At 35.9% G+C, this 3,136-nt stretch carries 2 protein-coding genes and 1 pseudogene; all 3 read left to right on the top strand.

Annotation, left to right across the window (positions count from 1 at the left end):
• Window positions 1-144 precede the first annotated feature (144 nt).
• The 3 genes and pseudogenes from A4U55_RS08440 to imm40 all read left to right on the top strand — a co-directional run bounded on the left by A4U55_RS08440 (window position 145) and on the right by imm40 (window position 2,292).
• Window positions 145-1,137, top strand: a complete 993-nt coding sequence (locus tag A4U55_RS08440; protein WP_063454248.1) for a hypothetical protein — start codon at window positions 145-147, stop codon at window positions 1,135-1,137.
• A 203-nt stretch (window positions 1,138-1,340) separates the two neighbouring features.
• Window positions 1,341-1,532, top strand: a pseudogene (locus A4U55_RS09365) (VENN motif pre-toxin domain-containing protein); the annotation flags it as partial.
• 457 nt (window positions 1,533-1,989) lie between these two features.
• A complete protein-coding gene (gene imm40, locus A4U55_RS08430; protein ID WP_064635978.1) occupies window positions 1,990-2,292 on the top strand; it encodes an Imm40 family immunity protein in 303 nt (100 codons plus the stop codon).
• The last annotated feature ends 844 nt before the right edge of the window (window positions 2,293-3,136 follow it).

The following is a 3,136-nucleotide window of genomic DNA, read 5'->3' as shown; positions in this document are numbered from 1 at the left end:
GGTACCTGGGTGATATATAGACCTGCTGGCAAAGCAGGCAAAGACACTTTACCAACTACGGCAACGGTAGAAGTGAACTCGAAAAATATCAAGGGTGCAAACAAGAATGCACAACTAAAACTTAAATTCCCCAAGGAATAATTTATGAAAATGAGCATTGAAAATGCAAAGCGATTACAATGGTTTTTAAATGTATTGACTAGTAATGCGATGGAAGTAGTCTATTTAGGTGGTGGATATCATCCAAATTCTTGGCAGTTTGCAGTAGAGGCTGCTTATCGTCTTAAATACTGTAATTTGATTGATTTTGGTTTGGATGTTTTAACCAAATATGAAAAACTATCTAATAACACCTTTGATGGTTTAGATGATTTTTGCTATCACTTGTCTGTTACTGACCCAAACGATTGGTATCAAACTGCATGGATGAAGACAAAAACGTATCTAACCTCTCAAGGTCGCTCGCTGATTGAGTATTATTTTAAGGATTTTGATACCGAGGAAATCAATGTTTCATTTATTGAGCGTTTGGAGCATATTTTTGCAGAATATCAAGTGCCTTGGGATGAGGAAAATCCGAGGTTTCCGGTTGATGTATCAAAACTTCAGCAATCCAGCAAAAAGAACACATCAGCAATGAGTATTTACAGTGCAAGGTCAATACAATGGTTTTTATTGGTATTAACTAGCGATAGTATGGGAACAGTCTATTTAACTAGTGGATATCATCCAAATGCTTGGCAATTTGCAGTAGAGGCTGCTTATCGTCTTAAATACTGTAATTTGATTGATTTTAGTTTTGATGTTTTAACCAAGGATGAATCACTGCCTGATAACACCTTTGATGGTTTAGATGATTTTTGCTACCACTTGTCTGTTACTGACCCAGACGATTGGAGTTATGCTGTATGGATAGATGCACAAATGCACTTAACCCCTAAAGGTCGCTCGCTGATTGAGTATTATTTTAAGGATTTTGATACCGAGGAAATCAATGTTTCATTTATTGAGCGTTTGGAGCATATTTTTGCAGAATATCAAGTGCCTTGGGATGAGGAAAATCCAAGGTTTCCGGTTGATGTATCAAAACTTCAGCAATCCAGCAAAAAGAACACATCATCAGCCGACCAAGACTGATTGTGGGTATCGCCATTTTTTTATGGCTAGATTAAACGAATGTGGAACCTAATATTTTCATATAAACTATTGAATCTGCTGGGTATCGCAAGCAAAGTTCAACAACCTCCCACAAACTTGCCGCAGGTTTAACAGGCTGTCTATCTGCCAAAGCAGCAGGAAATCGTTGTGAAGCAGGCAGCATCGGTGCAGTAGTCGGTGAGATGTGGGGTGATTATCAAGTAGATGACTCAAACACCCTAGCCCAAGCACAAAAAGACAAACTCATCAATCAAGCCAAACTGATTGCAGGCATCACCGCTGCCTTTGCTGGTGAAGATGTCAATGTGGCTGCTGGTGTGGCAGCGGAGGCGGTGGAGAATAATGCTGTTGAAACTGTATGGGATATTGCAAATATTGGGGTGGGAGCAGCTTCATTTGGATATAATATTTCAGAAGGAAATTATGGCTCTGCAACAATTGATGGTGTGGGGTTAATATATGATGGTATTGCTACAGCATTACCTTTTCTGCCTGCTGGTGCATCTGCAGTTATTAAAGTAGAAAGAGCGACAGAGACAACAAAAAACGTTATTAAAGCAGAAAACTTTTTTGATGGAGCTAAATACACACAGAAAGTAAAAATACAAGCTTCTTCAGGTGATTATCACTCATTTCCACAATCAGTGGATGGGTTTGCTAAACACGGAACTGTGTCAAAAATCACTGGAAAAGATGGGGTTGTAAGAGACAAATTAGAAATACCTGGAAGCTATAGAGGCAAAAAAGGTATTTTTGAATATAGCAGAGAGCCAAATGGTAATATAAACCATAGATTGTTTGTTCCAAACGAAAATTGAGGGTAGCTGTAAAGTGAATAAGAAAATATTAGATTTTTACATAAAAGTTGGTAGCAACTTAGAAAGTAAAGGTATAAATGAATTCGTAATGCCGCTAGAGTTAATTCAAGATTTTTTTGTTTTGTGTAATGATGAAAAAATTTTAATATTAGGCGGTGATATATACGAGAAACTTCAAGATGGTCAATTTGTCGCCACTTATGATAATTGGTACTATGAGGGTTATAATTTTTCAGAAAGTATTGAAATGGCAAATATATATTTAAACAAATTAAATGAAGAGAATTTGTATGTATCTTTTATTTTGAACAACTAATTGTTTATTTTGCCGTTAAAATCAGGAGCAACCAGTGAAGCGATCGTCCTGCCTTATCTGGTTTCTTATTTAATACCAAAGATCCAGAAAATCTCACCCAAGACCAAAAAGAAACCATTGCTAATATCATTAACATTGCCACAGTAGCCACAACTTACACAGCAACTGATGGCAATGTAGCCGATGCGGTGAACGGGAGCGAGACTGGCAAGGGAGGCGGTGGAGAATAATAATGATGCCACTAAATCAGGCAAATTGCTCAAAAAGGTCTCAGATGAGACTTGTGAGATAATAAGAGATAGTATTTCTGCTGGACTAATCATATCAATTAAAAGAGTGCAACATTAATAACTCAAACTCCTTAGAATGCAAAAAGTAAACAATTATAAGGTTTTTTAACTAAATGGCGATTTTTAATTATATATTGAGTTTTTATTTTAAGGTTGTTTTTTTAATATCCATATCAATATTTTTGGCATACTTATTTCTAGCAAAAGAAACAGCTTATTATTACTGTGATGAAATTTGCATAACAATAATACAACACCATCAAGGTAGGGATACTTTTTTTAGAGTTTATGATGGAATTGTGTTAAGCAGATATTCATATTTATTTTTGGTATTGTTAAAAAACAATACCCAAGTTAAAATAGCTCAATACTTTACCATAGCACAAAGAAACTTGTGAACGAAACATTTAATAATTGCCCAAAATGTCATTTGTAAAAGCAGGCTTGGGCAATGGCAAACAACGATACAAATGCAAAGGTTACCATCACTATTTTTCTGTGAAGCAACGAAGCAACCAAAAAAGTAATGGCATTAAAAAACAAGCCATTGATAC

The organism is Moraxella catarrhalis, from assembly GCF_001632285.1.
Lineage (GTDB): Bacteria > Pseudomonadota > Gammaproteobacteria > Pseudomonadales > Moraxellaceae > Moraxella > Moraxella catarrhalis.
The sequence above is the reverse complement of the archived record's forward strand: the minus strand, read 5'-3'. Positions and strand labels throughout refer to the sequence as shown.

Coding starts and splice junctions, on each gene's coding strand:
- A4U55_RS08440 (WP_063454248.1), top strand. CDS start 145: ATGAAAATGAGCATTGAAAATGCAAAGCGATTACAATGGTTTTTAAAT.